This window comes from Burkholderia sp. 9777_1386 (genome assembly GCF_015712265.1).
Classification (GTDB): Bacteria; Pseudomonadota; Gammaproteobacteria; order Burkholderiales; family Burkholderiaceae; genus Burkholderia; species Burkholderia cenocepacia.
The window spans coordinates 1-25,098 of the sequence record NZ_JACCQB010000064.1; the positions used below are offsets into that span (position 1 = coordinate 1).

The following is a 25,098-nucleotide window of genomic DNA, read 5'->3' on the forward strand; positions in this document are numbered from 1 at the left end:
CCGAAATCACGCCGAGCAGCGGATCGCGCTGCGTGTACACGCGGCGCTTCTTGCCGTGCGGCGTCAGATCGCACGAGAAGATCTGCCCGTCGTCCTTCAGCACTTCGCCGGCGCCGAACGTGAGCACATCGGCCACGCGGCCGGCCTCGTAAGTCGAATCCTTGATGCACAAGCCGGCCTCGGCCGTGATCAGCGCCGCGATCTCCGCGGTGCGCGAGCGCACGATGTCGGCCGCGCGGCGCAGGATCGCCGCGCGATCGTGGCGCGTGAGCGTCGGCCGGTACGCACGCGCGACCGCGAATGCACGGCGCACGTCGTCGAGCGTCGCCTTCGGCACGGTGCCGACCAGCGCGCCGTCGTACGGGTTGCGCACGTCGATCACCGCGTCGCGGTGAATCCGTTCGCCGTCGATTCGCAGTGCTTCGCGACGAATCTCGCGGACGGCCGTCGATGCTGCAATGGCGTTCATGACTGTATCCCCCAAGGATGCGCGTGCATCACTGCAGATGGTTGAGCGCGATGTCGATGATGTCGAAGTTGCGCAGCCGCGCGCGGCCGGTGACGTCGGTCGCGACCGGCTTGCTGAAGATCAGCGGCACGATCTGCTCGGAGATCCCGCCGTGCGAACGCAGCGGCACGTCGAGGCCCGACAGGTCGTGCTTGATGCGGCGCGTGCCGAGCACGACGTCCTGCTTCGAGATCACGATCAGGTCGCCCATCCGCGCGGGCGGCAGCTCGAAGCGCGCGCAGCCTTCGGCGCCCGTCAGCACGACCTCGATGCCGTCGACCGCCGCGAGCCGCGCGCGCAGCGCGTCGGCATCGGCGGTGGCCGGCACGTAGACGGTCGCGAACGAGCCGAGCGCACCGTGGTGCACGACGTACGGATCGGTGATCGGCAGGATCACGCGCGCCGCATCGTGGCCGAGCCATTCGTCGAACAGCTCCTGCAGGTAGATCACGTTCGGCTCGCCGGTCGCGTCGTCGTGCTTCGCGTTCATCCCGTGATCGGCCGTGATCGCGATGATCGCGCCGAGTGCGTCGAGACGCTGCAGGTACGTGTCCATCATCGCGTAGAACGCGTTCGCGCCTTCGGTGCCGGGCGCGCACTTGTGCTGCACGTAGTCGGTGGTCGACAGGTACATCAGGTCGATCGGGCGCGTCTCGAGCAGGCGCACGCCGGCCGCGAACACGAATTCCGACAGGTCCGCGCTGTACACGCTCGGCACCGGCTTGCCGACCAGCTCGAGCACGTTGTCGATGCCGTTTTCCTCGACGCTCGCCTCGTCGGCCTTTTCCGACGAGAAGCAGATGCCCTTCAGCCCCTTGCCGAGCAGGCGGCGCAGCTTGTCCTTCGCGGTGACGACCGCGACGCGCGCCCCCCGTTCGGCGAAGGTCGCGAGCACGGTGGGCGCGACCAGGTACTTCGGATCGTTCATCAGCACTTCGGCGCCGGTGTCGCGATCGTAGAAGTAGTTGCCGCTTATCCCGTGGATCGCCGGCGGCACGCCGGTGACGATCGACAGGTTGTTCGGGTTCGTGAAGCTCGGCACCACGCACTCGCCCTTGAGCGCGGTGCCCGGCTTCAGCAGCGTGCGCAGGAACGGCGCGACGCCGGCCTCGGCGGCTTCCTCCAGATATTCGTATGCGCAGCCATCGACGCACACGACCACCACGGGCCGGCTCATCCAGTTGTAGCGGCGGCCGTTCACTTCCACGGATACAGGCGTTTCAGTCATGACGTTCATTCCTTTCAGGTCGAAGGGGGTGAGCCGTCGGCGCCCGCGCCGCGCCGAAGGGAGGTGTTTTCCATGCTTGACATTAAAATTGATGATTTGTAGATTGTCAACAACATGCAGAGAACAGAAAGCAAAACAACGAAGCAGCAAGAGGGCTGGTCTCCACTCATCCGCCGTGTGCCGCGGCGCCACAGTCAAGGGGTCTGAAGATGAACGAAGTGCCGGTAAACAAGCGTTTGAACGCATGGGCGGCGGGCGCGGCCCGCGTCGCGCTGGCTGCCGCGGTGGCGCTCGGCGCCGCGCACGCGGCGTACGCGAAGACGTCGCTGCTGGTCTACACCGCGCTGGAAGACGAGGCGATGAAGCCCTACAAGGACGCGTTCGAGAAGGCGAACCCCGATCTCGAGATCCGCTGGGTGCGCGACTCGACCGGCTCGGTCACCGCGAAGTTGCTCGCGGAGAAGAACAATCCGCGCGCGGACGTCGTGCTCGGCCTCGCCGCGTCGAGCCTCACGCTGCTCGACCTGCAGGGCATGCTGATGCCGTACACGCCGAAGGGCTTCGACCAGCTCACGCGCAAATACAGCGACGCGAACACGCCGCCGCACTGGGTCGGCATGGACGTGTGGGGCGCGACGATCTGCTACAACCGCGTCGCCGCGCAGGCGAAGAACATCCCGAAACCGACGTCGTGGGAAGACCTGACGAAGCCCGTCTACAAGGGCGCGATCGTGATGCCGAGCCCCGTTTCGTCGGGCACCGGCTATCTCGACGTGACCGCTTGGCTGCAGACCTTCGGCGACGATCGCGGCTGGAAATTCATGGACGCGCTCGACAAGAACGTCGCGCAGTACGTGCACTCGGGCTCGAAGCCGTGCACGCTCGCCGGCACCGGCGAATTCCCGATCGGCATCTCGTTCGAGTTCCGCGGCCACGAACTGCAGGCGCAGGGCGCGCCGATCGATCTCGTGTTCCCGAAGGAAGGGCTCGGCTGGGACATGGAAGGCACGGCGATCATGAAGACGACGAAACAGCCCGACGCCGCGAAGAAGCTCGCCGACTTCATGGCGAGCAAGGAAGCGAACCAGATCACCGCGCGCTGGTGGGCGATCGTCGCGTATCCGGGCGTCGCGCGGAAGCTGGCCGGCATCCCCGACAACTACTCGGACCTGCTCGTGAAGAACGACTTCGTGTGGTCCGCGAAGAACCGCCAGTCGATCCTCGATACGTGGCAGAAGCGCTACGGCGCGAAAGCGCAGCAGTAACGCCGCGACCGGCTGCGGGGCCGCGCCGCGCGCCGCCCCGCGTCACCCTTTCCGTCGTCGAATCCGGCCCCCGGGCCGCCCCTCCATGGAGGCGCGCATGGCACCTTATCTGAGCGTAGAACGCATCGAGAAGCGGTACAACGACACGCAGGTCCTCACCGACATCAACCTGAGCGTGATGAAGGGCGAGATGATCTGTTTCCTCGGGCCGTCCGGCTGCGGGAAGACCACGCTGCTACGGATCATCGCGGGGCTCGAGACGCAGAACGCCGGCCACATCATGCAGGACGGCCGCGACATCTCGCGGCTGCCGCCGCAACTGCGCGACTACGGAATCGTGTTCCAGTCGTATGCGCTGTTCCCGAACCTCACCGTGTACGACAACGTCGCGTACGGGCTCGTGAACCGCAAGATGAAGCGCGACGCGATCCACGAGCGCGTGCATACGCTGCTGGCGCTGGTCGGTTTGCCCGACAGCCATCGCAAGCATCCGGGCCAGTTGTCCGGCGGCCAGCAGCAACGCATCGCGCTGGCGCGCGCGCTCGCCACCTCGCCCGGCCTGCTGCTGCTCGACGAGCCGCTGTCGGCGCTCGACGCGCGCGTGCGCGTGCGGCTGCGCCAGGAGATCCGCGCGCTGCAGCAGCGGCTCGGCGTGACGACGATCATGGTCACGCACGATCAGGAAGAAGCGCTGTCGATGGCCGATCGCATCGTCGTGATGAACCACGGCGTGATCGAGCAGATCGGCACGCCGCTCGAAATCTACCGGCAACCGGCATCGCCGTTCGTCGCGGACTTCATCGGCCGCGTCAACACGATTCCCGCCGAGGTCGCGCAGGACGGCACGCTGCGCGCGGGCGGCATCGGCTTCGACTGCCGCCACGGCACCGCGCAAGGCGCGGCGGTGTCGGTCTACGTGCGGCCCGAGGACCTGCGCATCCGCGTGCCGGGCGAGACGGCCGACAACGTGCTGGCCGGCCGCGTCGAGAAGCTCGAATTCCTCGGCGCGTTCTGCCGCGTGAGCTTCCGGATCGACGGGCTCGACGGCCAGGAGATCGTCGCCGACCTGTCGTATCACGACGTCGACCGCACCGGCGTGCAGGCCGGCGTGCGCATCGACCTCGCGCTCGATCGCGAGCATGTCCGCGTGTTCCCGTGCGCGAAGGAGCGACTCCAATGAGCACCGTCCTGACCGAGCGCCGCCGCGGCGCGTCCGCCCCCGCCGACGTCCGGCAGCTCACGCACTGGCACGATCGCCTCGCGCAGCTCGCGCTGGTCGCGATGGCCGCGCTGATGTCGCTGTTCCTGCTGCTGCCGCTCGCGCTCGTCGTGCAGAAATGCTTCGTCGACGCGGACGGGCGCTTCGTCGGCGCGCACAACTTCGTCGAGTATCTGGAGGACAGCGGCGTGCTGCGCTCGATGCTGCATTCGCTGACGGTCGGCGCGCTCGTCACGATGATCGTCGTGCCGATGGCGTTCACGTTCGCGTATGCGCTGACACGCTCGTGCATGCCGCTGAAGAACGCGGCACGCACGATCGCGCTGCTGCCGTTGCTCGCGCCGACGCTGCTGTCGGCCGTGTCGTTCATCTACTGGTTCGGCAATGCGGGGCTGCTGAAGCCGCTGCTGCACGGCCATTCGATCTACGGGCTGCCGGGCATCGTGCTGAGCATGGTGTACGCGTCGTTCCCGCACGTGCTGATGATCCTCGTCACCGCGCTGTCGCTCGCGGACGGCCGGCTCTACGAAGCCGCCGACGCGATGGGCACGGGCCGCCTGCGCAAGTTCTTCACGATCACGCTGCCCGGCGCGAAGTACGGGCTGATCAGCGCGACGATGGTCGCGTTCACGATGTGCATCAACGACTTCGGCGTGCCGGTCGTGATCGGCGGCGCGTACAACGTGCTGTCGACCGACATCTACAAGCTGATCATCGGGCTGCAGGATTTCAACCGCAGCGCGGTCGTGAGCCTGATGCTGCTGTGCCCGGCGCTCGTCGCGTTCGGCGTCGACTACTTCATCCGCCGCCGCCAGCAGTCGCAGCTCGGCGCGCGCTCGACGCCGTACCAGCCGAAGCCGTCGCGCGGCTTCGACGCCGCGATGCTCGCGTACTGCGCGCTCGTGTGCGCGTTCTTCATCGCGGTGGTCGGCATCTCGGTGTTCGCGTCGTTCGTCAAGTTCTGGCCGTACCAGATGACGCTCGGGCTGCAGCATTACGAGATGGGGTTGATCGCGGCCGGCATCTTCGACGCGTACAAGAACAGCCTGCGGATGGCCGCGACGGTGGCGCTCGGCGGCACGATCGTCGTGTTCGGCGGCGCTTACCTGATCGAGAAGACCCGCGGCGCACGCTGGCTGCGCGGCTTCATCAGCCTGTGCGCGATCCTGCCGATGGGCGTGCCGGGGCTCGTGCTCGGCATCAGCTACATCTTCCTGTTCAACGCGCCCGGCAATCCGCTGAACGGGCTGTACGGATCGCTGTGGCTGCTCGCGATCGTCACGGTCGTCCACTACTACGCGTCGAGCCACCTCACCGCCGTCACCGCGCTCCGGCAGATCGACAGCGAGTTCGAGGCGGTATCCGCGTCGCTGAAGGTGCCGTTCTACAAGACCTTCCTGCGCGTGACGGTGCCCGTGTGCCTGCCCGCGATCCTGCTGATCGCGCGCTACCTGTTCGTCAACGGGATGACGACGGTGTCGGCCGTCGCGTTCCTGTACTCGCCGGACACGCAGCCCGCGTCGGTCGCGATCCTGAACCTCGACGACGCGGGCCAGATGGGCCCGGCCGCCGCGATGGCCACGCTCGTGCTCGCGACCTCGTCGTTCGCGTGCGTACTGTTCGCCTGCATCTCGCACCGCCTGCTGCGCCGTACGCAGGCATGGCGCAACCCGCATCGCCGTTGATTCCCTGCCGCATTCACGTGACGTCCCGACTTCATCGAGGAGACACCATGACGCTCGCTGCCCAGCCCATCCTGCTGACCCCCGGCCCCCTGACGACCTCCGAGCGCACGCGCGACGCGATGCTGCGCGACTGGGGCTCGTGGGACGGCGATTTCAACGCGATCACCGCGCGGCTGCGCGAACGCCTGCTGCAGATCGTGCACGGCGAAGGCACGCACGAATGCGTACCGCTGCAAGGCAGCGGCACGTTCTCGGTCGAAGCGGCGATCGGCACGCTGGTGCCGCGCGACGGCCACGTGCTGGTGCCGAACAACGGCGCGTATTGCCAGCGCCTCGCGAAGATCTGCCGCGTGCTCGGCCGCCGGCTCACGACGATCGACTACCGCGAGGATCGCCGCGTCGATCCGGCCGACGTCGAGCGCGCGCTCGCCGCCGATCCGTCGATCACGCACGTCGCGCTCGTGCACTGCGAAACCGGCGCCGGCGTGCTGAACCCGCTGCACGACGTCGCACAGGCCGTCGCGAAGCACGGGCGCGCGCTGATCGTCGACGCGATGAGCTCGTTCGGCGCGATCGACATCGACGCGCGCACGACACCGTTCGACGCGGTGATCGCCGCGTCCGGCAAATGCCTCGAGGGCGTGCCGGGGCTCGGCTTCGTGATCGCCAAGCGCAGCGCGCTCGAACGCTGCGAAGGCAACAGCCACTCGCTCGCGATGGACCTGTACGACCAGTGGGTCTACATGCAGCGCACGACGCAGTGGCGCTTCACGCCGCCGACGCACGTGGTCGCCGCGCTCGACGCGGCCGTCGCGCAATACATCGACGAAGGCGGGCTCGCCGCGCGCGGCGGCCGCTACCAACGCAACACCCGCGCGCTGCTCGACGGGATGCGCGCGCTCGGCTTCCGGCCGTTCCTCGATCCGGCGATCCAGGCGCCGATCATCGTCACGTTCCATGCGCCGGATGATCCGAACTACGACTTCAAGCGGTTTTATCAGGAGGTCAAAAAGCGCGGCTACATTCTGTATCCGGGCAAGCTGACCGAAGTGGAGACGTTCCGCGTCGGCTGCATCGGCCATTTCGGCGAGGCCGGGATTCCGGGCGCCGTCGCCGCGATCGCCGACACGCTGCGCGCGATGGGCGTACGCCGCTTGTCGGCCGAAGCGGCGGCATGACGACGTGACGCGATGCCCCGGCCGCGTGCGCAGGCGCAGGCGGCCGCCCGTTTTCCCGGCCGTGCGCCGCACGGCCCCTTATCGACGACTCTCCGATGCGACCCTTCTGGATCGAACAAGCGCTGTTCAACGACGGCGATCTCGCCCCCGCGCTGCAAGGCGCGACGCAGGCCGACGTGTGCATCGTCGGCGGCGGCTTCACGGGCCTCTGGACCGCGATCCAGGCCAAGCAGCAGCATCCCGCGCTCGACATCGCGATCCTCGAAGCCGACCTGTGCGGCGCCGGCGCGAGCGGCCGCAACGGCGGCTGCCTGCTCACGTGGTCCGCGAAATTCCTGACGCTGCGGCGCCTGTTCGGCGAAGCCGAGGCAATCCGGCTCGTGAAGGCGTCGGAAGCGGCCGTGCAGCACATCGCCGATTTCTGCCGCGCGCACGACATCGATGCGGAACTGCGGCTCGACGGCACGCTGTACACCGCGACGTCGCGCGCGCAGGTCGGCACGCTCGCGCCGGTGCTCGATGCGCTTGCCGCGTGCGGCATCCACAGCTACGAGCCGCTGCCGCCCGCCGAAGTCGCGCGCCGCTCGGGCTCCGCGCGCAATCTCGACGGCGTCTACTCGCCGATCGCCGCGACCGTGCATCCGGGCAAGCTCGTGCGCGGGCTGCGCCGCGTCGCGCGCGCGATGGGCATCCGGATCTACGAGCGCACGCCGATGCTCGACTTCACGCCCGGCCAGCCGGCCGTCGTGCGCACGCCGTCCGGCAGCGTCACGGCGGGCAAGCTCGTATTCGCGATCAATGCGTGGATGGCGAGCCGCTTCCCGCAGTTCGAGCGGACGATCGCGGTCGTGTCGAGCGACATGGTGATCACCGAGAAATGCCCGGAGCTGCTCGAGCGGACCGGGCTCGTGGACGGCGTGTCGGTGCTCGATTCGCGGATCTTCGTCTACTACTACCGCACGACCGCCGACGGGCGGCTGATGCTCGGCAAGGGCGGCAACACGTTCTCGTGGCGCAGCCGCATCGCGCCGGTGTTCGACCGCCGCTCGCCGTACGAGGCGCAGCTCACGCACAGCCTGCGCGAGTTCTTCCCGTCGCTCGCGGGCGTGCCGGTCACCGCGAGCTGGAACGGGCCGTCCGATCGTTCGGTGACGGGCTTCCCGTTCTTCGGCCGCCTCGACGACGCGCCGAACGTGTTCTACGGCTTCGGCTATTCGGGCAACGGCGTCGGGCCGACCTACATGGGCGGACAGATCCTGTCGTCGCTGGTGCTCGGCCTCGACAACGCGTGGACGCGCAGCCCGATCGTGCGCGGCCCGCTCGGCCATTTCCCGCCGGAGCCGATCCGCTATGTCGGCGCGCACGTCGTGCGCAACGCGATCCGCCGCAAGGAGCGCGCGGAGGACGAGAGCCGGCGGCCGTCGGTGGTCGATACGTGGCTCGCGAAGTTTGCGAGCGCGGCGGGGAAGGCCGACAAGGCATGACGACGGGTTGATCCGCTGAACCGAAGCGCAACGAAAAAGGGACGCGGCGACGCGTCCCTTTACCTGTGCGCGACAGCTCCCGCGGGCGTTGCCGGGCTTTTATGCGCCGGCCTTCTCCCGCGCCGCCTTGCCCGTCGCAGGCAGCCCCTGCTCGTGCGTACGGCGCATCCGCGCGAGGCCGTGCGCGACGTGCTCGCGCACGAGCGCGACGGCCTTGTCCTCGTCGCCGGCCGCGAGCGCCTGCACGATCTTGTCGTGCTCGGCCGCCGACACCGCGATCGCATCCTCCTCGGCCTCGATCGCCGCCTGGCGCAGCAGGCCGAGCTGGCGCACGAGCCGCCGGTAGGTATCGGTGAGATGGGTATTGCCGACGCCGACGACCATCGCGTCGTGGAACTGTACGTTCAGCTCGGTATAGCGCGTGACGTCGTGCGTCTTCGCGGCGTCCTTCATCGACTGGATGATGCCCTTCAGCACCTTCAGCGTCTCGGGCGAGATGCGCTTCGCGAGCGCGCGCGCGACCGACTCGTCGAGCATCGCGCGCACTTCGTAGATTTCCTCGGCCTCGCGCAGCGGCACGACGCGCACGGTCACGCCGCGGTTCTTCTCGTTGCGCAGCAGGCCGGCCTGTTCGAGCGCGCGGAACGCTTCGCGCACCGGGCCGCGCGACACGTTCAGCCGGGTCGCGATCTCGACTTCGTTGAGCTTTTCGCCCGGCGCGTATTCGCCGGAGACGATCGCGCGCTCGAGCATGTCCTGGACGATCATCGCGAGCGACTGGCTTTGCAGGAGTTCGATGGCGCTGAGCGCGTTCGGGGCAGTCATGGTCGGGCAGGCAGCGGGCTATGGATGAAAACGAGGGCGCCATATCGGCGAATGATCCTTGTATACCCTCGGCCCGGCATATTGTCAACAGTTTTCAGTTTCCAAAATCCAATCCGGCGTGCCGGAATGCGGCCGGCACGCGAGGGTCGCGCGCGGCGGGCGAACCGCCCCGCTTCGCGCGACCCTGCGCAACCGTCAGGCCGTGTGCTTCACCGGCCCCGGATCGCTGTGGCTCGGCCGGCCCGTCTCGACGTGGCCCGCGAAGCGACGCACGACCTTGTCGTCGCCGCCGCGCAGCGTGGTCGCGGTAATCGTCAGATCGTACCAGCCGTGGCTCGACGACAGCTCGAAGTGCGCCTCGATGCGCTCGCCCGGCGCCAGCGTGTAGGTGCGTGCATGCGCATGGCTGTACGCGTTGTCGACCGTCACGCGGCAGCTCGCGCGCCCGCTGTTGCGCAGTTGCAGGTAGACGTGGCGATTGCGCACGTCGTAGCCGATCTTCGCTTCGGGGTTCGCGTGGCGGCCGTCCGCGGCGAGCCGCGTGTTGCCCTGGAACTCGCACAGATAGCCGTTCGGGCCGTAGGCCGCGAGATGGTAGTCGCCGCGCGCGGCCGACGTGCTCCACGTGTCGACGAAGCGGTCGCGCGCGGACACCGCGTAGCGGCGCGGCGGCGTCGCCGGGTTGCGGCGGTCGTACACGTAGAACGCGGCGCCCGCGTCGCCGGTGTTCGCGAAGTCGAGCGACACGGTGTCGTCATGCGCGCCCACGCGGCTGTGCACGAACAGCTCGTACGGCAGCGCACGCGCCGGCCGCGTGCCCGGCTCCTGCGCCGGCATCGACTGTTGCGCGGGCACCTGGTACGCCTGGCCGGCCGTCGCGAGGTGCTGCGGCACCGTGAAGCTCACCGTGCGCGTGTCGGGGCGCGCGGAGAAGTCGAACGCCGACGTGAGGTCGCCGCAGATCGACCGGCGCCACGCGCTGATGTTCGGTTCCTTCACGCCGAAACGCGCTTCGAGGAAACGCAGCACCGACGTATGGTCGAACGTCTCCGAGCAGACCCAGCCGCCCTTCGTCCACGGCGAGATGATGATCAGCGGCACGCGCGGCCCGAGGCCGATCGGCTGGATGCCGCCCGGGTCGGCGCCCGGCACGAGCGGGCTCATTTCGCCCGGATACTTGTTCAGGTCGAGCAGCTCGTCGCCGAGGGTCGACAGCAGGTTCGACGACACGATCCCCTGCCCGCCCACGCCGCTCGTGACCGGCGGCACCGGCGGCACGACGTGATCGAACAGTCCGTCGTTCTCGTCGTAGTTCAGGATGAACACCGTCTTCGCCCACACTTCCGGGTTCGACGTCAGCGCCTCGAGCACCATGTTGATGTAGAACGCGCCGTCGGTCGGCGACGCCTGCGGGTGCTCGCTGTACTTGTACGGCGACACGATCCACGACACCTGCGGCAGCCGGTTCGCCTGCACGTCGGCCTTCAGCTCCGCGAGCGTGTGGTTCGATGCGCCCTTGTCGACCAGCGGGCCGCTCGCGCCTTCCTTCACCTGGAAGCGCTTGAAGAACATCAGCGAGTTGTCGGTGTAGTTGTCGGTCGGGTCGCCCGGGATGCCGGTGCCGCCCTGGTACACCTTCCAGCTGATCTTCGCGTTCTCGAGGCGTTCGGCGTAGGTCGTCCACGTGTAGCCGTTCACGTCGTTGCGCTCGCCGATACCCGGGCCGTTCGGCGCGCTGCCGTAGACGTTGCGCGAATCGATCGTGCCGGTCCACAGGTAGATGCGGTTCGGCGCCGTGTCGGCGTGCGCGGAGCAGAAGTACGAATCGCAGATCGTGAACGCGTCGGCGAGCGCGTAGTGGTACGTGAGATCCTGGCGCTTCAGGTAGCCCATCGTCAGCACGTCCTGCTTCTGGTTCACCCACTGGTCCCACTGGCCGTTGTTCCAGGACAGGTGGCCGCTGCTCCAGCCGTGATTGGTGCCCGGCTGGAATTCGGTCGTCTGCTTCGGATCGAGGTAGAACGGCAGCACGTACGGCGCGGACGGATCGAGCCCGCGCGAGTGGTAATTCTTCGTGAACACCGATGCCGGCGGCTGCTGCCACACCGGTGCGCCGTTCGGCAGCAGGTGCGGACGCGGGTCGTCGAAGCCGCGCACGCCGCGCAGCCCGCCGAAGTAATGGTCGAACGAACGGTTTTCCTGCATGAAGATCACGACGTGCTCGACGTCACGGATCGTGCCGGTGCGATAGGCGGCCGGCATCGCCAGCGCATTGCGGATCGCGGGCGGAAAGCCCGCGTAGGCGGCCATCGCGCCGGCCGACTGCGCGGCGAGGCGCAGGAAATCGCGTCGATTGTTCGAGGACATGAAAAGCACCCTGTGGTCGGTGGGAGTGGGGTCGCCGGACGAGCGGGCCGGCGATCTGCGTCGCCGTTATTACCCCGCACCGGCATGTCCCGGCCGTGACCGGTTCCCGCAGGTTTCTTTGGGTGACCCACAGGATTTTTTTGGAAGCGGCGCACGGCGCGCCTTTCATGCGGCCGACATATGCATGCGTTACGCTGACGCGCGATGAAGAGGGGGGAGAAGCCGAGTCGTGTTCGATCAGCTGAAGGCGTTCCACGCGACCGTCCGGCAGGGCAGCATCACGCGCGCCGCGCGCCACCTCGGCGTGAGCCAGCCGACGATTGCCGCGCAGATCCGGCAGGTCGAGCAGGTGTACGGCGTCGAGCTGTTCTACCGCAGCGGCCGCAAGCTCGAGGTGACCGACACGGGCATCGAGCTGCTGCCGCTCGTCGAGCAGATGATCGCGCTCGAGGCGCAGGCCGACATCATGCTGCGCAACGTCGGCGGCCTGTTCGAAGGCCACCTGCGGATCGGCGCGACGGGCCCGTACTACATCATGGACGCGGTCGGCCGCTTCTCGAGCGCGCACCCGTCGATCGCGCTCACGTGCCGGATCGGCAACTCCGAGGAAATCCTGCAGGCGCTGCAGGAATTCCGCATCGATCTCGCGGTCTCGTCGCAGCGCAACGACGCCGACGGCCTGGAACGCAAGGTGATCTCGACCGATCCGCTGGTGCTCGTCGTGCATCGCCATCATCCGCTCGCGCGGTTCGATTCGATCGACCCGGCGCAGCTCGCCGACGTGCGGCTGCTGATCCGGGAGGAAGGGTCGGTCACGCGCCGCTGCACGGAGACGATCCTCGCCGCGGCCGGCGTCGCGGCCCCATCGGTCGCCGAGATCGGCAGCCGCGAAGCGATTCGCGAGGCGATCCTGCATGGCGTAGGCGGCAGCCTGTTTCCGCTCGGCGAGGCCGAGCGCCATCCGGACCTGCGCGTGATCGCGCTGCGCGGCGTCGACACGACGATCGACGAATACGTGTACTACCTGAAGGCGCGCCGCCAGAGCCCCGCGATCGACGCGTTCCTCGCGTGCATCCTGCCGGGCGACGGCGAAGCGGCCGATGCGAGCGATGCGGCCGACACGGTTGAAACCGGACGAACGATGCGGCGGGTGAACGCGCGCTGAGCCGCCGCGCGTTCACCGCTTCCGCACACTACGTGGCGCTTTTCCCGCGCCTTCCCTCGTTGCTTTCCTCGTGCCTTCTTCTGTCGCGGCGCCGCGTCACTTCGGCAGCGCCGGAATCATCCAGGTCAGCACGTGCTGCTGCAGGAACACCAGCACGCCGAGCAACAGCGTGAGGATCACGCTGTGCCAGAAGGTGCGCGCGAACACGACGCCCTCCTGCCCTTTCAGGTCCGTCGTCGATACGCCCGTCGCGATGTTCTGCGGCGAGATCATCTTGCCCATCACGCCGCCCGACGAGTTGGTGGCGGCCATCAGCACCGGATCGAGGCCGAGCTGGCGCGCGGCGACGACCTGCAGGTTGCCGAACAGCGCGTTGCCCGACGTGTCGCTGCCGGACAGGAACACGGCGATCCAGCCGAGCGACGCGGACACCAGCGGGAACAGCGCACCGGTCGACGCGACGCCGGTGCCGAGCGTATAGCTGATGCCCGAGTAGTTCAGCAGGTACGCGAGCCCGACGATCATCATCACCGTGACGATCGCGATCCACGTCTGCCGCCACGTCTTCACCACGCATTCGACGAACGCGCCGGGGCCGGTACGCGTCAGCGCGGCCGTGACGATCGCCGACAGCAGGATCGCGGTGCCCGTGCCGAGCGGCTGGAAATCCCAGATCGCCGCATACGGCTTGTGGTACAGCGACACGTACACGGCGTTGTGCAGGCCCGGCCACTTGATCTTCACGTCGCCGATCGCCGCGACGTTCGCGTGCACCCACACGATCACGACCACCGACACGACGAGCCACGGCAACCAGCCGCCGAAGCCAGCGCGCGCGGCGCCGGCGGCGGCCGGCACGCTGCGCGCCAGCGCGTATTGCGGATCGGGCTGCGGCTTCCACACCTGCAGGAAGCCGATCGTCACGATCAGCGACGTGAGCGACGACAGCACGTCGGTGAGCTGGTAGCCGAGGAAGTTCGACGTGACGAACTGCGCGAGCGCGAAGCTGCCGCCCGACACGAGCAGCGCGGGCCACAGCTTCGCGATCGAGCGCAGCCCGCCGTATGCGCCGACCACGTAGAACGGCAGCAGCAGCGCGAAGAACGGCAACTGGCGGCCGACCATCTGCGCGAGCGTCGCGGGCGGCAGCGACGTGACCGCGCCGAGCACGGTGATCGGCACGCCGAGCGCGCCGAACGCGACCGGCGCCGTGTTGAACAGCAGCGTGTAGGTGAGCGCTTCGAGCGCGGGGAAGCCGAGCGCGATCAAGAGCGCGCTCGTGATCGCGACCGGCGTGCCGAATCCGGAGATCCCTTCGAGCAGACAACCGAACGAGAACGCGACGACGAGCAGCACGAGGCGGCGATCGTCGGGCAGGTTGTCGAGCATCCACTGCCGGAACTGGTCGAAGCGGCCCGACTTCACCGCGATGTTGTAGAGCAGCAGCGCGTTGAAGACGATCCACATCACCGGCACGACCGCGAGCGCCATGCCGGCGCCGACCGCGTTGAACGCGAGCCCGGCCGGCATCCCCCACGCGCCGATCGCGACCGCGAGGCCCGCGACGAGCCCGGCCAGCGACGCCTGCCACGCGGGGCGACGCAGCACGCCGAGCGCGATCAGCGCGACCGCGATCGGGATCGCGGCGACGAGGAACGACAGGAGCAGCGAGTGGGCGACGGGCGTCAACGGTTGCGCGAAGACGATGCCGGGCGGTAGGGCGTCGGTGGGATTCATCGTGTCTCCAGAGTCGACCCGGGCGCGCATGTCGATGTGCCGGGTTCGGGTCAAGGCGATGTCCTGCGGTCACGACCACGATCGGGCGCTTGCGTACGCAACGACGTTGCGCGGCCAACCGATCGGTCGCTTAAAAGAGGTTAGGAGGCGCGACGCGCTTGCACAAGGGGGGAGAAGCCCGATGCGGGCGAGCCGATGCGGACCGTCCACCGCACGATGACCGGCAGATGGCGCGCAGCTGTCGCGTTCGACAGGCAACCCGTCGCGGCCGGCTCACTGGTGCGCGCGCAATGTTGCGCGACCGGAAAAGGTGACTGCCAGCCACGAGGATGTTTCGTTTGGCCTCCGAAGCCTAGACTGGCTGCATCGCTTCCGCCCGCGCCAGCAACGGCGCGGCACCGGAACCTCACGGAGCACACACGATGAAGACGATGAAACACGCGGCATGCGCGTTCGTGCTGATCGGCGCGGCGTTCGCCGCTCACGCGCAAGCCGCGTCGACGCTCACGCGCGCGCAGGTCCGCCAGGAGCTCGTGGAGCTGCAGGCCGCCGGCTACCGGACGAGCCTCGCAAGCAGTCCGGACTTTCCGGAAAACATGCAGGCGGTCATGCAGCGCGCGGCGCAGGCGCGCAGTGAGGGCGACGCGGCCGGTTACGGCAGCGACGGCCGGTCCCACACGGAATCGGGCAAGCCGGCGCTGCCGCACGCGGCCGATCGCGGCACGTACGCGCATCACTGACCGGATCACCGACCCGATCACCGACGGAATCGGACGGATCGCGCGGCAGCGGCGCGGCGCACCCTGCGCCGGCCGCATGCGCGAGCGTCACACGCTGAAGCGGTTCAGCGTATAGGCGCGATAGGCGGCGACGAATGCGTCGAACGATCCGGCCTCCTTCGCTTCGAGCTCGGCCTGCTCGGCCAGCGACTTCGCGGCGAGCGCCTGCTCGGTGCGCAGCGTCTCGGCCGACGGCGGATGCGCGCGGAAATGCGCGGCATGCGCTTCGCTCTGCGCGAGCGCGAACGCGAGGAACGACTGGCCGTTCTCGCGCATCGTGCGCAGCACCCGCGCGGACGGCGTGCGTTCGGGATCGGCGAGCTTGTCGCGCTGCGCGGCGATCGCGCGCGCATGTTCGTCGCCGCCGCGGATTTCGTCGAGCCGGCGACCGACGATCTCGATATCGGCCATCAGTTCGTCGGCCCACTGCCGCAGCGTGATCGATTGGCCGTCGCGCGTCAGCGTGAGCCCCGGCTTGCGGCCGTCCATCGTCACGCTGCCGAAGTTCGCGTTCGCTTCCTTGTATGCGTCGCAGTCGAGCGGCGCGCTTTCGTCGAGTGCGCACGCGAGCAGGAACGCGTCGATGAAGCGCGCGGTCTCCAGCGCGATGCCGGTCGGCTCGAACGGATCGATGTCGAGGCAGCGCACTTCGATGTACTGGACGCCGCGCGACGCGAGCGCATGCAGCGGCCGCTCGCCCGAATACGTGACGCGCTTCGGCCGGATCGTCGAGTAGAACTCGTTCTCGATCTGCAGCACGTTCGTGTTGATCTGGATCCACTCGCCGTCGCGATGCGTGCCGATCGCCTCGTACGCCGGATACGGCTCGCTCACGGCCTTCGACAGCGCGTCGAGATAACCGGGCAGCGTGTTGTAGTCGACGTGCAGCGCGGCCTGGGCCGTCGTGTTCGAGTAGCCGAGATCGCTCATCCGCAGGCTGGTCGCATACGGCCGGTACAGCGTATCGGCGTCGAACGTATCGAGTTTGTGCGGCTTGCCGCGCAGGAACCTGGTATCGAGCACCGGCGACGCGCCGAACAGGTACATCAGCAGCCAGCTGCGGCGGCGGAAGTTGCGGATCTGCGCGAGATAGCATTCCGACTGGTAATCGACGAGCGTCGCCGTGGACCCTTCTTCCGCATGCAAGCGCCGCCACACTTCCTCGTGCAGCGAGTAGTTGTAGTGGATGCCGGCGATGCACTGCATCGTGCGGCCGTAGCGATACGCGAGGCCGCGCCGGTACACCGTCTTCAGGCGGCCGATGTTCGACGTGCCGTAATCGGCGATCGGGATCTGGTCGTCGGCCGGCAGCAGGCCCGGCATCGAGTCGTTCCACAGCATCTCGTCGCCGAGCGATGCATAGACGTAGCGATGCAGATCGTCGAGGCGCTCGAGCGTGAGCGCGGCGTCGCGCTCGGCGGGCGTGATCAGTTCGATCAGCGCTTCGGAATAGTCGGTCGTCAGCGCCGGATGCGTGAGCGCCGAACCGAGCGCGCGCGGATGCGGCGTGAACGCGATCATCCCGTCGCGCGTCACGCGCAGGCTTTCCTTTTCGATGCCGCGCAGGCCGTCGGGCAGATGCTGCCGCGTCGGGCCCGAGCTCAGCGCGTCGAGGCGATTCAGCAGCAGTTCGGACTGGCGGTGAGTCATGGTGTTCGACATGGAGACGCAAGTGCGTGACGGCCGCGCGCAGAACGCCGCGCGCGGCCGGCTGGATTGTTGGTCGCTTCGTTGGTAGCGGGCACTTTAACATCTCGCCGGAACCCGCGCTTGAGGTGGCTCCGGGCATGGCGCACGGGCCTGAGCGGGCGATCGGACGGGCCGGGCGCGGCAGCGCCGGCCCCGATCGCCGGGTCGGGACGAGGCCGATCGGCACGCCGGTCAGCGGAATTCGTCGGATGGAACGGGCGCGGCGAACGGGGGGCGGCAGGTGCAACCGTGTCGCGGAATGGATCGGGAAACCCCGCATCCGGAGACGTCGCACGCGCGGCATCCGGCCGTTGCCGGAGGCGTGGCATCGCCATGACGGGCCACGTCACGCCGGCACTTGTCGCATGCCGGCGCCGCCTGCGCACCGGGTTGCAGCCCCGCCTTCCGGCGGTCGCGCCCGGCCGCGGGCCGCCGCGCTTACCCGCCGCGCGCGCCGCCTGCCCGGTCGGCCACTTCGTTCCACAGATGCAGCGCCGCATACGCGCGCCACGGCCGCCAGCCTTCGGTGCGGCGCTTCTGGCTGGCGAGCCGGTCGAGCGCCGGGTCGCGCGCGGCGATCGACTGCATCAGCACGAGATCGGATGCCGGCCACGCGTCCGGGTCGCGCCATGCACGCATCGCGATGTACTCGACCGTCCACGGGCCGATGCCGGACAGGTCGAGCCACGCGCTGCGCAGCGTCGCGAGATCGGCATGCGCGCGATCGACCGGCACGTCGCCGGCCGCCACCGCGCGCGCCACGCCGGTCAGCGCGGCCACCCGCTTGCCGGGCATCCCGATCTTGTCGAGATCGCACGCGGCCAGCGCGTCGGGTGTCGGAAACCGCCACGCGGGCGCGCCGTCGTCGTCCTGCATCACGCGTTCGCCGGCCCGTTCGACGAGCCGGCCGACGATCGTCGTCGCGGCCTTCACGCTCACCTGCTGGCCGACGATCGCGCGCACGGCCAGCTCGAACCCCGACCACGCGCCCGGCACGCGCAGCCCCGGCGCGGCGTCGACGAGCGGCGCGAACCACGGATCGCGCGCGAGCCCGTCGCCGATCGCGGCCGGATCGGCGCCGAGGTCGAACATCGTCGCGACGCGCGCGGCGAATGCATCGTCGACGTGACGCGCGACCGCCCCTTCGACGGTCGCGATCAGACAATGCTTGCGCGGGTGTTTCGTGACGGTAAGCCGGCCCGCATCGCCGTGCAGATCGACGATGCGGCGATATACACCGTCGGCGACCTGCTCGACACCCGGAATCGCGCGCCCGCTGAAGAAGCGCAGCACGCGCGCCCAGTCGTACGGCGCCTTGTAGCGCAGCTCCATCTGCGCGGACGGCGGCACCGGGCCGCCGTTCGCGAGGGACTTGATCGTTGTCGTCTCGATGCTCAAACCGCACTGCCCTCCGTCTCGGCTTCGGCTTCATCGTCGTGAACGTGGCGCGCCTCGGCCGCGAGCAGCGTCGCCTTGCGGCGCACGCCCCAGCGATAGCCGGCGAGCGCGCCGCCCTTCTGCACGACGCGGTGGCACGGGATCGCGAGCGCGACCGGATTCGACGCGCACGCGGACGCGACCGCCCGCACCGCGCGCGGCGAGCCGAGCGCCTCGGCGATTTCCGAATAGCTGCGCGTCTCGCCGTACGGGATGTGCGTCAGCGCTTCCCACACGCGCTGCTGGAATGCGGTCGGCGCGATGTCGAGCGGCAGGTCGAATGCGTGCCGCGTACCGTCGAGATACGCGCGGATCTGCGTGACGAACGGCGCGAGCCGCGCGGACGATTCGACCAGTTCGGCGCGCGCGAACGTGTCCTTCAGTTCGCCGACGAGCGACGCCGCGTCGTCGCCGAACGCGATCCGGCAGATGCCCTGTTCGGTGGCGGCGACCAGCACCGTGCCGAGCGACGTCGACGCGGTCGCATAGTCGATCCGCAGGCCCGCGCCCTGACGGCGGAACGCGGACGGCGCCATCCCCAGCTCGCGCGGCACCGACGCATAGAGCCGCGACGGCGAGTTGAACCCCGCGTCGACGGCCGCCTGCGTGACCGGCTGCCCGCTTTGCAGCGCCTGCCGCAACGCCGCGCCGCGCTGCGCGGCCTGGTACTGCCGCGGCGACACGCCGACCACGCGCTTGAAGAGCCGCTGCAGGTGGAACGGGCTCACGTGCACGGCGTCGCTCAACTGCTGCAGCGTGAGCCGCTCGGCCTGCGCGTCGAGCACCGCGCATGCGCGATTGACGATGTCCAGTTCGCGCGGCAGCCCTTCCGGCTGGCAGCGCTTGCAGGGCCGGAAGCCGGCCGCGCGCGCGGCCGCCGGATCGGTGAAAAAGGACACGTTCTCGCGGCGTGGCCGCCGCGACGCGCAGGTCGGGCGGCAAAACACGCCGGTCGTGCGGACACCATAGAAGAACGCGCCGTCCGCATGCGGATCGCGCTCGGTCACGGCGCCCCAGCGGGCATCATCGGTCGGATAGGCGGTTTTCATTTGAACCTCGCACTCTCTAGTGTAGATGGTGCCTACTCTAGCCATCGGCACATGCCGTCGCGCCCTGAATCTTGCTCTGTGATTCATGCCGACGAATCGGGGCCACATCGATCGAGATAAATCCGACGAAACCCGCGCGGCGGCCGCTCCAGCGCGGTTTTCGTCATCGTCCCGTCACCATTTTGCTGCAGTGCGGATGCGACAAATCGCCGTCCTGACGTTTTTTTGCAATCGGAATATTGCGTCGCACCATCGCCGTGTGTATAGTTGGAATTGTCTCCTCCATGTCTCCTCCTGATATGGATTAAGCCCGTTCCGCACTGCGTGAACGGGCTTTTTTTCGTCCGTCGATTGTGCCGCGTTCCGGCCGGCGGCGCAGGCGCGATGCGTCTACACTCGATGCTCGTCGACTGCGAAGGAGTCCCCCGCTCATGAAACCCACCATCCGCGGAATCGATCACATCGTGCTGCGCGTGACCGACATGGCGGCGATGACGCGCTTTTACTGCGACGCCGTCGGTTGCCATGTGGAGAAGGAACAGCCCGATCTGGGCCTCGTGCAACTGCGCGCCGGCGACGCGCTGATCGACCTGCTGACGGTCGGCGGCCCGATCGACCGGCCCGACAGCGGGCCGCCCGGCACCGGGCGCAACCTCGACCACCTGTGCCTGCGCGTCGAGCCGTTCGATCCCGACGCATTGATCGCCCATTTCGCCGCGCATGGCGCGCGCCCCGGCGCGCCGGCCGAACGCTACGGCGCCGGCGGCTACGGGCCGTCGATCTACCTGTTCGATCCCGAAGGGAACATGGTCGAATTCAAGGGGCCGCCGGCCGCGCTCGGCTGAATGCGGCCGGCGCGCGGGCCGTTACGCGTCCGCGCGCGCCTTCAGCACCGTCCATTCGACCGCGACCGGATCGTGATCGGCGCTCGAGATCCACGCGGCGCCGTCCTGCACCGTGCACTGCAGGCGCATCGTGCGCTCGGCGAGCCGCCCGAGCGCGGCCGCGACGCCGTCGGCGAGCGACAGCACCTGCACGTTGCGCAACCGTTCGACCTTGCTGCGCACGCCCTGCCACCAGATATCCGACGTCTTGCCGCCGTACGCGATCACCGTGACCTGTCCGGCGCGGCCGGCCGCCTTCGAGATGCGTCGTTCGTCCGGCTGGCCGGCCTCGATCCACACGTCGATCGCGCCCGTCAGATCCTTCTGCCACAGGTCGGGCTCGTCGACGTCCGACAGCCCCTTGCAGAACTCGAGCCGCTCGTGCGCGAACAGCGCGAACGCGACGATGCGCACCATCATCCGGTCGTCGGTTTCCGACGGATGGCGCGCCACCGTCAGCGCGTGATCGGCGTAGTAATGCCGATCCATGTCGGCGATTTGCAGCTCGGCTTTGTAGATCGTGGATTTCAGCGCCATGCGGATGCGGCCCGGGCGGGCATTCGGTTCGGTCGGGCCGTGATGATACCGAATGCGCGCCGTCCGGCGTGCGTGATGCGCGATCCACAGCGCAACGGCCCGGCATGCGCCGGGCCGTGATCAGTTCGCGCCGCCGGCTCCTCGAGCCGGCGCGCTCGCGCGTCGTGCGACTGCGCGGGAATGGACGGTTATTGCTTGACGAAGCGCGAATCGGTCCAGAGGCCTTGCTGGTCGCTGTTGTCGGCGCTGACGAACTGCACGTCGCCCTGATCGACCGACACCACGCGGAAGCGCTGGCCTTCCGGCACCGACAGGCAGCGGAAGTCGTCGAAATACTGCTGCTTCGCCTGCGACTTGCCGTCACGCTCGTGACTCAATACGGAGTCCAGATTGTCTTTCGACAGACAGCCCCATGCGTTCTTCGTCAGCTGGATTTCCTGCTTCGGCTTGACGGCCGAATCGCCGCCGGCCTGCGCAATCGACACAGCGCAAAATGCGCCGACAAGGGCAAAGAGGACACCGGTACGCTTCATCATGTTCTGTCTCCAGGCTTGCGGGCACCAGGCTGGGTTAGCTATGTGTTTAAAGGTGATCGTGAACCCGCGTTTTTTACTTTAGAAGACCGGCAAACGATAGCAAGCACATTTGTTGTGCGACCGCAATAGCGGCGGATTGTCGCACCCCGTGCGCAGCCTGTTTTCGCGCAGTGTGCGCGACGGGTAAAAGCGGGCTGCCCGGCGGACAGCCTCGTCATGCCGGGCGGAAAGCGTTATCCGGCAAGGCTTTCATCCCAGTTACACTGCAGCGATTGAACGGTTTGGATAATCCATTTCGATATCCGGATCATTTTGATGCGCCGCACATAAAGTCATCCGAAACGATTCCACTTTACCGCAGCGCGCAATCGCATTTACCTGATACAAGAAAAATGCCAGGTATAAGCGGATCCGTATTTATCCGTAGTTCCCCGTGTCTATTCGGCGCCCGCGAAGCCCCGTCGCAAGCGCCTTTCACCGATGGTGTTTACCCTGCGTTATTCACACCGGCCCGCTGCCGCTCGAAATAATCGCGCTGGAAGATGCACATCCGATAAGCGTTGTGATACGCGCCATTCCCGAAAAATTCTTCCTTCAATTCGGCCTCGTGCTGGAATCCGCATTTCTCGTACACGTGAATCGCCGCCGCATTCGACGTATCGACGATCAGGTACAGCTTGCGCATGTTCAGCACCTTGAACGCGTACTCGATCGCGAGGCGCGTCGCCTGGCCCGCATAGCCGCGCCCCTGGCGCTGCGGCGCGATGATGATCTGGAACTCGCCGCGGCGGTGGATGTAGTCGAGCTCGATCAGCTCGACGAGGCCGACGAGTTCATCTTGCGCATCGACCGCGACGAAACGGCGCTCGCGCTGGTCGTGTACGTGGCGGTCGTACAGTTGCGACAGTTCCGAGAAGGTTTCGTACGGCTCCTCGAACCAGTAGCGCATGATCTTCGCGTCGTTGTTCAGCTCGTGGACGAAGCGCAGGTCCTGGCGCTCCAGCGGCCGCAGCGCGAGCGTGTTGGTATCGTTCTGGAGTTGCATGTTCATGTCCTTTTTGAGGCCGGCGCACGTGCGGAACGCCCGCGCGGCGCGGCCGCGTTCGGGCCCGTTTCGCACTGTAAGAAATTGAACGCGGGCGAAGTTCAGAGCCTAGAATGGGAGCAAGGGTTCCTGCCACCGCAAGGAGGCTATCGTGATCGAGCAAGTCATCCTCGGAATTTTCCTCGTGCTGCCGCTCGTCATCGTGGCTGCGCTGTTTTCCGACGAACTCTGGCAGGAGCACCGTCGCCAGCATCCGCGCGACGAGAACGCCCCGCACATCGACTGGAAGCATCCGTGGCGCCGCGTGCGACGCGGGCATTGACGTCGATCGTCGCCATCCGCAACGCGCGCCGGCCGGGGCACCGCGGGCCGCGTAACATGCCGGGCACGGCCCTTGCGCTTCGATCCGATTCCCGCCCTACCCGCGAGACGCCGACGTGAACGACAAGCCCACCATTCCTCCGCACGATATCCCGAACGAAACGATCGACCTGCAGATCGCCGATGTCCTGGCGGCCGTCCGCTATCCGGCGAACAAGGATGCGATCGTCGATGCCGCGCGCGACGCCGGCGCCAGCAACGAAGTGCTGTCGATGCTCGACGGCCTGCCCGAGCAGGACTACGCGGACGTCGATGCCGTCACGCGCTGGGTCGCCGGCAACTTCGGCCCCGGGCTCGGCATTTGAGCGCAGCCCGATAACGCGATAGGATCGGGCCGCACCGGTCGCGCCGCGATCGGCAGGCGTGCCGCCCGGCGCAAGATCGGGTGCGTCGCACGCGTGTCCGGGGGACTCCATGGAAGGCATCCTGATCCAGCACACGACGCAACGTCAGCTGTGGTTCGGCGCGCTGACGGCGCTCGTCATCCTGCTCACGCTCGGAATCGCCGCGCCGCATGCGAACGTCGCGCTGCCACCCGTCGAGCCCTTCATGCCGATGTGCGCGCTCACCGTGTTCACGACCGCGAGCATCGCCGCGTTCTTCCTCGGCGCGCAGTTCACCGTGACACGCCAGCCCGTGCTCGGTGCGCTCGGCGGCGCCTATGCGTTCACCGCGCTCGCCGTCGCGCTGCAACTGCTCACCTTTCCCGGCGTGTTCGCGCCACATGGCCTGCTCGGCGCGCGCCCGCAAAGCGCCGCATGGATGTGGGTCTTCTGGCATGCCGGCTTTCCGTGCTTCGTGATGGGCGCGCTGTTCGCACGCGAACGGCTGACGCGCGCCCCGGTCGGCGCGAAAGAGACGCGCCGCTGGACCCTCGCGCTCGTCGGTGGGCCGGCCATCGCGGCGGCGCTGCTGTGCGTGCTCGCGCTGAACGTGTCGCTGCCGCCCGCGTTCCATCCGCCGCGCGACGCGGCCGTGCTGCCCGTCAACGGCATCGCGCTCGTCGTGTGGATCCTCAACGCGCTCGCGCTCGTGGCCGTGCTGGTCACGGGCCGGCTGCGCACGACACTCGACCTGTGGCTCGCGATCGCGGTGCTCGCCTGTCTCACCGATACGACGCTGAACCTGCTGTCCACCAACCGCTTCACGGTCGGCTGGTATGTCGCGCGCGTGTTCAGCATGTTCACGCCCGGCGTGCTCGTGTGCGTGCTCGCGTGGGAAGTGACGATGCTGTATCAGCAGTTGTTCGAAGCGCACGCGACGCTGATCCGCTCTTCCGCGCGCGACGGTCTCACGGGCGCGTTCAACCGCAGCCACTTCAACGACCATTTCCATACGCTGTTCCTGCAGGCGCGGCGGCAAGGCGAACCGCTGTCGCTGCTGATGGTCGACGTCGATCGCTTCAAGGCGTACAACGACGCGTTCGGTCACGTGAAGGGCGATGCGTGCCTGATCGCCGTCGCGAATGCACTGGCCGGCGCGGTGCGGCGGCCGGCCGACATCGTCGCGCGCTACGGCGGCGAGGAGTTCGCGATCGTGCTGCCGAACACCGGCGCGCGCGGTGCGCGGGTGGTGGCCGACGAAGTGCGCGAAGCCGTGCTGCGGCTCGACCTCGCGATGCCCGACTCGCCGGCCGGCCGCGTGAGCGTCAGCGTCGGTTGCGCGACCGTGTCGGCCGACGATCTGTCGACCCCCGACGCGTTGATCGAAGCTGCGGATGCCGCGCTGTATCGCGCGAAGGATGCGGGGCGAAACCGGGTCGTCGTCGCCTGAAAACGTCTGCTGTTTGGCGAATTGTTACGGTCATTGTGACCGGAATAATCCGCCGTTACGGATTGCGGCGCGGGGATACGATCGCTTACAGCCCGGGCCGGAGCCGCTCGCTATGCTGGGTTTCATATTGAACCCGAGCAGGTGAACGCGATGAAGAAGGCCCTTTTGCTGATTGCCGGCGTCGCCGTGTTGTTGAGCGGCTGTATCGTCGTGCCTGACGGTGGCGGGTATTACGGTGGGGGTGGGTATTATCACCATCATCGGCATTGGGATTGACGTCTTCCGACCGAGCACTGCGTGATCATTCCGGATGTTTGAATTCGTTTC

23 protein-coding genes are annotated in these 25,098 nt (G+C 67.9%); 12 read left to right on the top strand and 11 right to left on the bottom strand.

Translation table 11 applies throughout. The annotated features are described in order from the left end of the window. Both H0X91_RS30475 and phnA read right to left on the bottom strand, forming a co-directional pair. Positions 1 to 469: aldehyde dehydrogenase family protein (locus H0X91_RS30475; RefSeq protein ID WP_196433606.1), on the bottom strand; the 469-nt coding region annotated here is incomplete at its 3' end. Positions 470 to 497: 28 nt separating this feature from the next. Next, the gene (phnA, locus tag H0X91_RS30480) at positions 498 to 1,736 is read right to left on the bottom strand and encodes a phosphonoacetate hydrolase (RefSeq protein ID WP_196433607.1); all 1,239 of its coding nucleotides are present in this window, start codon (positions 1,734 to 1,736) and stop codon (positions 498 to 500) included. Between the two features lie 209 nt (positions 1,737 to 1,945). Here phnA and H0X91_RS30485 point away from each other — a divergent pair, with 209 nt between their 5' ends. The 5 genes from H0X91_RS30485 to H0X91_RS30505 all read left to right on the top strand — a co-directional run bounded on the left by H0X91_RS30485 (position 1,946) and on the right by H0X91_RS30505 (position 8,567). Further along, positions 1,946 to 3,001, top strand: coding sequence for a putative 2-aminoethylphosphonate ABC transporter substrate-binding protein (locus H0X91_RS30485; RefSeq protein ID WP_111442816.1), 1,056 nt, complete (start codon positions 1,946 to 1,948; stop codon positions 2,999 to 3,001). 97 nt (positions 3,002 to 3,098) lie between these two features. Continuing rightward, positions 3,099 to 4,181 (top strand): putative 2-aminoethylphosphonate ABC transporter ATP-binding protein, encoded by a 1,083-nt coding sequence (locus tag H0X91_RS30490; RefSeq protein ID WP_060212286.1) that lies wholly within the window; start codon positions 3,099 to 3,101, stop codon positions 4,179 to 4,181. Beyond that, positions 4,178 to 5,905 carry a putative 2-aminoethylphosphonate ABC transporter permease subunit gene (locus tag H0X91_RS30495; RefSeq protein ID WP_034201209.1) on the top strand — a complete coding sequence of 576 codons (1,728 nt, stop codon included), beginning with the start codon at positions 4,178 to 4,180 and terminating at the stop codon, positions 5,903 to 5,905. The genes H0X91_RS30490 and H0X91_RS30495 overlap by 4 nt, the downstream gene beginning before the upstream one ends. Positions 5,906 to 5,952: 47 nt before the next feature. Further along, positions 5,953 to 7,083: a 2-aminoethylphosphonate--pyruvate transaminase gene (locus tag H0X91_RS30500; RefSeq protein ID WP_196433608.1), complete on the top strand. Its 1,131-nt coding sequence runs from the start codon at positions 5,953 to 5,955 to the stop codon at positions 7,081 to 7,083. 95 nt (positions 7,084 to 7,178) lie between these two features. Then, positions 7,179 to 8,567 (top strand): FAD-dependent oxidoreductase, encoded by a 1,389-nt coding sequence (locus H0X91_RS30505; protein WP_060212265.1) that lies wholly within the window; start codon positions 7,179 to 7,181, stop codon positions 8,565 to 8,567. A 99-nt stretch (positions 8,568 to 8,666) separates the two neighbouring features. Here H0X91_RS30505 and H0X91_RS30510 read toward each other — a convergent pair whose 3' ends face one another. After that, positions 8,667 to 9,392: a phosphonate utilization associated transcriptional regulator gene (locus H0X91_RS30510; RefSeq protein WP_006485791.1), complete on the bottom strand. Its 726-nt coding sequence runs from the start codon at positions 9,390 to 9,392 to the stop codon at positions 8,667 to 8,669. 195 nt (positions 9,393 to 9,587) lie between these two features. Further along, a complete protein-coding gene (locus H0X91_RS30515; RefSeq protein WP_012492328.1) occupies positions 9,588 to 11,759 on the bottom strand; it encodes a phosphocholine-specific phospholipase C in 2,172 nt (723 codons plus the stop codon). A 229-nt stretch (positions 11,760 to 11,988) separates the two neighbouring features. Here H0X91_RS30515 and H0X91_RS30520 point away from each other — a divergent pair, with 229 nt between their 5' ends. Beyond that, positions 11,989 to 12,924, top strand: a complete 936-nt coding sequence (locus tag H0X91_RS30520) for a LysR family transcriptional regulator (protein WP_109343403.1) — start codon at positions 11,989 to 11,991, stop codon at positions 12,922 to 12,924. Between the two features lie 96 nt (positions 12,925 to 13,020). On the opposite strand, the gene H0X91_RS30525 is transcribed toward H0X91_RS30520, so the two are convergent. Next, positions 13,021 to 14,661: an L-lactate permease gene (locus tag H0X91_RS30525; RefSeq protein WP_006485788.1), complete on the bottom strand. Its 1,641-nt coding sequence runs from the start codon at positions 14,659 to 14,661 to the stop codon at positions 13,021 to 13,023. Between the two features lie 422 nt (positions 14,662 to 15,083). Here H0X91_RS30525 and H0X91_RS30530 point away from each other — a divergent pair, with 422 nt between their 5' ends. Further along, complete coding sequence (locus H0X91_RS30530; protein WP_058901922.1) at positions 15,084 to 15,401, top strand: DUF4148 domain-containing protein; 318 nt, start codon at positions 15,084 to 15,086, stop codon at positions 15,399 to 15,401. An 87-nt stretch (positions 15,402 to 15,488) separates the two neighbouring features. Here the strand turns inward: H0X91_RS30530 and gshA are convergent, their stop codons facing one another. The 3 genes from gshA to ada all read right to left on the bottom strand — a co-directional run bounded on the left by gshA (position 15,489) and on the right by ada (position 19,615). Further along, positions 15,489 to 17,102 carry a glutamate--cysteine ligase gene (gene gshA, locus H0X91_RS30535; RefSeq protein WP_196433609.1) on the bottom strand — a complete coding sequence of 538 codons (1,614 nt, stop codon included), beginning with the start codon at positions 17,100 to 17,102 and terminating at the stop codon, positions 15,489 to 15,491. Between the two features lie 465 nt (positions 17,103 to 17,567). Next, on the bottom strand, positions 17,568 to 18,527 hold the full coding sequence (locus H0X91_RS30540; RefSeq protein ID WP_196433610.1) for a DNA-3-methyladenine glycosylase family protein: 960 nt from the start codon (positions 18,525 to 18,527) through the stop codon (positions 17,568 to 17,570). Beyond that, positions 18,524 to 19,615 carry a bifunctional DNA-binding transcriptional regulator/O6-methylguanine-DNA methyltransferase Ada gene (gene ada, locus H0X91_RS30545; protein ID WP_196433611.1) on the bottom strand — a complete coding sequence of 364 codons (1,092 nt, stop codon included), beginning with the start codon at positions 19,613 to 19,615 and terminating at the stop codon, positions 18,524 to 18,526. The genes H0X91_RS30540 and ada overlap by 4 nt, the downstream gene beginning before the upstream one ends. A gap of 431 nt (positions 19,616 to 20,046) precedes the next feature. On the opposite strand from ada, the gene H0X91_RS30550 reads away from it, so the two are divergent. Next, positions 20,047 to 20,460, top strand: coding sequence for a VOC family protein (locus tag H0X91_RS30550; RefSeq protein WP_006498690.1), 414 nt, complete (start codon positions 20,047 to 20,049; stop codon positions 20,458 to 20,460). Between the two features lie 21 nt (positions 20,461 to 20,481). On the opposite strand, the gene H0X91_RS30555 is transcribed toward H0X91_RS30550, so the two are convergent. The 3 genes from H0X91_RS30555 to speG form a co-directional block, all read right to left on the bottom strand. Then, positions 20,482 to 21,036 carry a YaeQ family protein gene (locus tag H0X91_RS30555; RefSeq protein WP_006498691.1) on the bottom strand — a complete coding sequence of 185 codons (555 nt, stop codon included), beginning with the start codon at positions 21,034 to 21,036 and terminating at the stop codon, positions 20,482 to 20,484. A gap of 188 nt (positions 21,037 to 21,224) precedes the next feature. Next, positions 21,225 to 21,572 carry a surface attachment protein Sap1 gene (sap1, locus tag H0X91_RS30560; protein ID WP_006489950.1) on the bottom strand — a complete coding sequence of 116 codons (348 nt, stop codon included), beginning with the start codon at positions 21,570 to 21,572 and terminating at the stop codon, positions 21,225 to 21,227. 487 nt (positions 21,573 to 22,059) lie between these two features. Continuing rightward, positions 22,060 to 22,617: a spermidine N1-acetyltransferase gene (gene speG, locus H0X91_RS30565; RefSeq protein ID WP_062911472.1), complete on the bottom strand. Its 558-nt coding sequence runs from the start codon at positions 22,615 to 22,617 to the stop codon at positions 22,060 to 22,062. Between the two features lie 151 nt (positions 22,618 to 22,768). On the opposite strand from speG, the gene H0X91_RS30570 reads away from it, so the two are divergent. The 4 genes from H0X91_RS30570 to H0X91_RS35285 all read left to right on the top strand — a co-directional run bounded on the left by H0X91_RS30570 (position 22,769) and on the right by H0X91_RS35285 (position 25,047). Further along, complete coding sequence (locus H0X91_RS30570) at positions 22,769 to 22,939, top strand: hypothetical protein (protein ID WP_006489933.1); 171 nt, start codon at positions 22,769 to 22,771, stop codon at positions 22,937 to 22,939. 115 nt (positions 22,940 to 23,054) lie between these two features. Further along, a complete protein-coding gene (locus H0X91_RS30575) occupies positions 23,055 to 23,303 on the top strand; it encodes a DUF2795 domain-containing protein (RefSeq protein WP_006489924.1) in 249 nt (82 codons plus the stop codon). A gap of 109 nt (positions 23,304 to 23,412) precedes the next feature. Then, on the top strand, positions 23,413 to 24,771 hold the full coding sequence (locus tag H0X91_RS30580) for a sensor domain-containing diguanylate cyclase (protein WP_006498694.1): 1,359 nt from the start codon (positions 23,413 to 23,415) through the stop codon (positions 24,769 to 24,771). Positions 24,772 to 24,921: 150 nt separating this feature from the next. Beyond that, entirely contained in the window at positions 24,922 to 25,047 is a 126-nt protein-coding gene (locus H0X91_RS35285; protein ID WP_256097665.1) for a hypothetical protein, read from the top strand. Positions 25,048 to 25,098: the final 51 nt, after the last annotated feature.